Genomic DNA, 5060 nt, shown 5'->3' on the forward strand with positions numbered 1-5060 from the left:
GCAGGCACCCGACGCGTCGAAAGCTTGCCCAAACGCCGGTCCCTTAAGCCATCCTCCCCAGCCTCTTCGTAGCGGTCGCGATAACGCCGAAATTGCCGTTCCGACATGCCCAGTAGCTCACCAGCCTCCAGCATCGAAAGATCGCCGCCATTCCAGCGGCTTAAAACGTCCCGAAACTTCTGCATTCTCCGGTCCTGTAGCCATGCTGTCCGTCCCATCCCCAGCCTCCATTCGCTGGCGATAAAACCGGACAACTCGTGTGCTACCTAACCCGGACAACTCATGTGCTTACGACACTCGACAATTGGATTCTTGACAATCGCCGGGGGACGATCCAGCATCTTGGCCAAGGGGTTCCCCGCGACGACCCCGTGAGGCGTCAGCCCAACGATCGCGTCCAAACTCTCTTTGTTTCAGGAGGTGGACGCCATGCCGTCAACTACCGCAATTACCGTTCCGCAGCTTTCCCGCCTCGTCGGACTGCCGGATGCGCCCGTTCTCATCGACGTGCGCGTCGACGACGATTACCAAGCCGAACCGCGCCTTTTGCCGGCGTCATGCCGGCGCGATTTCAGAACCGTCTCGACCTGGGCGGCCGAGTTCTCCGGCGCAAAAGTCGCCGTCATCTGCCAAAGAGGACAGAAGCTCTCGCAAGGCGTGGCGGCATGGCTGCGCCACGAAGGCATTCAGGCGGAGTCGCTGGAAGGCGGCTTCGAGGCCTGGGCGGCCGCCAAGGCGCCCCTGGTCAGCGCCGGCGCGATGCCGCCGCGCGACGAGAAGGGGCGCACCGTGTGGGTCACCCGTTCCCGGCCGAAGGTCGATCGCATCGCCTGTCCGTGGCTGATCCGCCGCTTCGTCGATCCCAAGGCGGTGTTCCTGTTCGTCGATCCGGCCGAGGTGCCTCTGGTGGCCGATCGCTTCGCCGCGGTTCCCTTCGACATAGAGGGCGTGTTCTGGAGCCATCGTGGCGAGCGCTGCACCTTCGATACGATGATCGAGGAATTCGGCCTGCGCCTCGAAGCGCTTGATCGCCTGGCGCTGGTCGTGCGCGCGGCCGACACGGCGCGCCTCGATCTCGTCCCGCAGGCGGCCGGGTTCCTCGCCGCTTCGCTCGGCCTGTCGCGCATGTTCCGCGACGATCTCGAGCAGCTCGAAGCCGGCATGCTGCTCTACGACGCCTTTTTCCGCTGGTGCCGCGACGCCACCGACGAGACGCACAACTGGCCGGTCGGGGGCAAGGCGCCATGACCGCGCTTGCCAAGGACGGCGCCACGCGGCCGACCGAAATCACGGCCATGCCGAGCTTCCGCGAAGCGACGCGGCTGTGGGCCAAGATCGGCCTGCTCTCCTTCGGCGGGCCGGCCGGACAGATCGCGCTGATGCACAAGGAACTGGTCGAGGAGCGCCGCTGGATCGGCGAGGAGCGCTTCCTGCATGCGCTCAACTACTGCATGCTGCTGCCAGGCCCCGAGGCGCAACAGCTTGCCGTCTATATCGGCTGGCTGCTGCACCGGACGGCGGGTGGCCTGGTGGCGGGCCTGTTGTTCGTATTGCCCGGCGCGCTGGTCATGCTCGGTCTGAGCAGCTTCTACATGCTCTACAACGACGCGCCGGTCGTCGAGGCGCTGTTCTTCGGCGTCAAGGCGGCGGTGCTTGCCGTCGTCGTCGAGGCGGTGATCCGCATCGGCAAGCGGGCGCTGAGGAACCGCGCCATGGTGGCGATCGCGGTGGCGGCTTTCCTCGCCATCTATGTCGCCAAGCTGCCTTTCCCGCTGATCGTGCTTGCGGCAGGTGTCATCGGCTGGATCGGCAGCCGCTTCGCGCCGGGGCTGTTCTCCGGCTCGGCGCATGGCAAGGGCGCGGCCGATGCCGACCGCCGGGGCGTGGTCGACCAGATGTTCGAACGCGGCGAACTCGGCCACACCTTGCCGAGCCGATGGCATGCGCTTCGCACCATCGCCATCTGGCTGCCGGTCTGGCTCGGTCCGGTGGCGGTAATAACGCTGCTTGCCGGCCCGGCCAGCGTGTGGGCGCAGCTTGGCGGCTTCTTCAGCCTGATGGCCGTCGTCACCTTCGGCGGCGCCTATGCGGTTCTGGCCTATGTCGCGCAGGCGGCGGTCACCTCCTTCGGCTGGCTGTCCCCGGGGGAAATGGTCGATGGGCTGGGGCTTGCCGAGACGACGCCCGGGCCGCTGATCCTGGTGCTGCAATTCGTCGGCTTTACCGCTGCCTATCGTCATGCCGGCTTTGCCAGCCCGTTGCTGGCCGGATCGCTCGGGTCGCTGCTGACGCTCTGGGTCACCTTCGTGCCCTGCTTCTTCTGGATATTTCTAGGCGCGCCCTACATCGAGCAACTGCGCCAGAACAAGGCGCTGGCGGCGGCGCTCGGCGCGATCACGGCGGCGGTGGTCGGCGTGATCATGAACCTTGCGCTGTGGTTCGCGCTGCATGTCGTCTTCGGCAAGGTCGCAAGCGCTGGCTGGGGCGTGGAGGTGCCGGTCCCGTCCTCGCTTAACTGGCGCGCCGCGCTGCTGTCGGCGGCGGCGATGGTCGCCATGTTCAGGCTGAAGCTCGGCATGCTGCCGACGCTGGCGGGATCGGCGCTGGCGGGGCTTGCGCTGCAGGCACTGTGACGCCGCCCGACAAACCGATTACGCCGGGCTGGAACGAAAAAGCCGGTTGCCGGGAATAAATGGCCGAGTCCGCTGGTCTCCAGGGCATGCGCCATGTGTGCGCAACGGCAGGAGACCATCCATGAAGTGGCATGACGATAGAGGTGCGAGGGCTGAAGAGGGCGAAGGCATCAGCCGACGCCGACCTCTGGAGCGCTGGAGCTGGGCGCATCTGTCCTGGGCGATACCGCCCCGCCGCCGGCCGTGATCCGTGCCGACCGCAACCATCGAGAACCACAGCCATGACGGCGAGCACCTCACTGCAGCCAGCGATGCGCCGTTCCCTTCCGAGGCGCGCCGCTCGTCCGAGACACTTGACTCCGGTGACACCAATGCCTTCTCCTCCTCCGAAGCAGGCGCCGGCGCCTGCAGTCGCGATCTTCACCCGCACGAGCAGGGACAGGTCCGCGCCGCCCGCCGGGGGCGGCCGCAAGCCCCTGGCGGGAGCGCCTGACGGTGGAACGGTGTTGAGCGAAAAGATACTGGCCGCGCGTTTTGCCGAAGTGGTGCTGCCGCATCTCGGCGATGCGCTGTCGCTCGCCCGCTGGCTGACCGGCAACCAAGCCGACGCCGAGGATGTGGTGCAGGAGGCCTGCCTCAAGGCGCATGCGGGCATTGCCGGCTTCGCCGGGGGTAACCCCCGCGCGTGGCTGCTCACCATCGTGCGCAACGCCTCCTATACATGGATGGCGAAGAACCGTCCGCGCGGCGTGGTCGCCGTCGGCGATCTCGCCGATCTCGACGATGTCTCGCCGCCGCCGGACAACGACGCCGACAGCCCTGAGGCGGCGCTGATCGCCAAGGCGAACTCGGCGGCGGTGGAAGCAGCGATCGCCAGGCTGCCGCAAGGGTTCCGAGAAACACTCGTGTTGCGCGACATAAACGGCCTCAGCTACCGCGAGATCGCCGCCATGCTCGGCGTGCCGCAAGGCACGGTGATGTCGCGGCTGGCACGGGCCCGCGGCCTGTTGATGAGCGAACTTGGAGGGCACCATGAGCCCGCATGAAAACCGCCCGCGCGAGGATGGATTGCCGCAAGACCCGCAGGATATGAAGCTGATGATCCACGCCCTCGTCGATGGCGAGCTCGATGCCGCGGCGGCGCTTGCCGTCGAGCGACGCATGGCCGCCGATCCTGAGCTTGCCGCCGAACATGCGCGGCTGGTGGCGCTGCGCGGCGCGGTCGCCAACCTGCCGCGCCCGACCGTCAGCGACGATTTCCTGGCGCGCATCGCGGCTATCGCCGAGGTCAAAGGCGTGGAAGCCGAGCCTGTACAGCCCGCAGCGGCGAAGGCGGAGCCACAGCCGTCCGCGCAGCCGCAACAGCAGCAAGGCAAGGTCGTCGAGATGCGGCCACGCGTTTCGGCGCGCTGGTTCAACTCGTTCGACTGGCGCCAGATGGCGGCCTCGATCGCGCTGACGGCGGTTCTCGCCAGCGGCGCGACGCAATGGCTGACGACGGCGGATAATGGCTCCGACAGCTTCGCCGTGGCCGTCGCCAACGGCCATCGCCGCAGCCTGCTCGCCGCGACCCCGGTCGACATCGTTTCGTCCGACCGCCATACGGTGAAGCCATGGCTCGACGGCCGCATCGGCGTGTCGCCGGCGGCGCCCGACATGGCCAAGGACGGCTACGCGCTGCTTGGCGGACGCGTCGAGGTGATCGGCGACAGGCCGATGCCGGCGCTGGTCTACCGCCATCACGAGCACCTGATCACGCTGGTGGCCGCACCCCGGCAGAACGAGGCCAAATCGATGCCGGTGGCGGACGACCTCTCGGCGGGCGGCTTCCTGCTCGTCCACTGGACCGACGACGCCTTCTCCTACTGGGCGATCTCGGATGCCGAACGCCCCGCACTCGACGATTTCGTCGCCCGCTTCCGGGCGGCGATCATCGCCAATCCGGCGGCCGGCAGCCCGGGGTAAGTCGGGGAAGCTCGGGGTAGATTGGAAAAGTGGTGATCCCGACAGGAATCGAACCTGTGACCTACAGATTAGGAATCTGCCGCTCTATCCTACTGAGCTACGGGACCACGCGGCCCGACACATAAACGCTTCGGGCCGGTTCGCCAAGGGGCATGCGATAGTGCTGTCGTAAGCACATGAGTTGTCCGGGTTAGGTAGCACACGAGTTGTCCGGTTTTATCGCCAGCGAATGGAGGCTGGGGATGGGACGGACAGCATGGCTACAGGACCGGAGAATGCAGAAGTTTCGGGACGTTTTAAGCCGCTGGAATGGCGGCGATCTTTCGATGCTGGAGGCTGGTGAGCTACTGGGCATGTCGGAACGGCAATTTCGGCGTTATCGCGACCGCTACGAAGAGGCTGGGGAGGATGGCTTAAGGGACCGGCGTTTGGGCAAGCTTTCGACGCGTCGGGTGCCTGCGG

6 protein-coding genes and 1 tRNA gene are annotated in these 5060 nt (G+C 66.7%); 5 read left to right on the plus strand and 2 right to left on the minus strand.

Annotated elements, in window-relative coordinates; all coding sequences use genetic code 11:
- Nucleotides 1–185: helix-turn-helix domain-containing protein (locus DPM33_RS35455; protein ID WP_167449087.1), on the minus strand; the 185-nt coding region annotated here is incomplete at its 3' end.
- Nucleotides 186–429: 244 nt separating this feature from the next.
- Between DPM33_RS35455 and DPM33_RS35460 the strand changes: the two genes are divergently transcribed.
- From DPM33_RS35460 to DPM33_RS35475, 4 genes are all read left to right on the plus strand, one after another.
- Nucleotides 430–1248 (plus strand): chromate resistance protein ChrB domain-containing protein, encoded by an 819-nt coding sequence (locus DPM33_RS35460; protein ID WP_112102210.1) that lies wholly within the window; start codon nt 430–432, stop codon nt 1246–1248.
- On the plus strand, nt 1245–2633 hold the full coding sequence (chrA, locus tag DPM33_RS35465) for a chromate efflux transporter (RefSeq protein WP_112102211.1): 1389 nt from the start codon (nt 1245–1247) through the stop codon (nt 2631–2633). Before DPM33_RS35460 ends, chrA begins: the two co-directional genes overlap by 4 nt.
- Nucleotides 2634–3139: 506 nt before the next feature.
- Entirely contained in the window at nt 3140–3679 is a 540-nt protein-coding gene (locus DPM33_RS35470) for a sigma-70 family RNA polymerase sigma factor (RefSeq protein WP_245442693.1), read from the plus strand.
- The gene (locus DPM33_RS35475; RefSeq protein ID WP_112102213.1) at nt 3666–4598 is read left to right on the plus strand and encodes an anti-sigma factor family protein; all 933 of its coding nucleotides are present in this window, start codon (nt 3666–3668) and stop codon (nt 4596–4598) included. Before DPM33_RS35470 ends, DPM33_RS35475 begins: the two co-directional genes overlap by 14 nt.
- Before the next feature lie 30 nt (nt 4599–4628).
- Here the strand turns inward: DPM33_RS35475 and DPM33_RS35480 are convergent.
- Nucleotides 4629–4705 (minus strand) — tRNA-Arg (locus DPM33_RS35480).
- Between the two features lie 168 nt (nt 4706–4873).
- Between DPM33_RS35480 and DPM33_RS35485 the strand changes: the two genes are divergently transcribed.
- Nucleotides 4874–5060 (plus strand): helix-turn-helix domain-containing protein (locus DPM33_RS35485; RefSeq protein ID WP_167449087.1); only part of this gene is annotated, 187 nt, incomplete at its 3' end.

The organism is Mesorhizobium hawassense (assembly GCF_003289945.1).
In the GTDB taxonomy this organism is placed as follows: domain Bacteria; phylum Pseudomonadota; class Alphaproteobacteria; order Rhizobiales; family Rhizobiaceae; genus Mesorhizobium; species Mesorhizobium hawassense.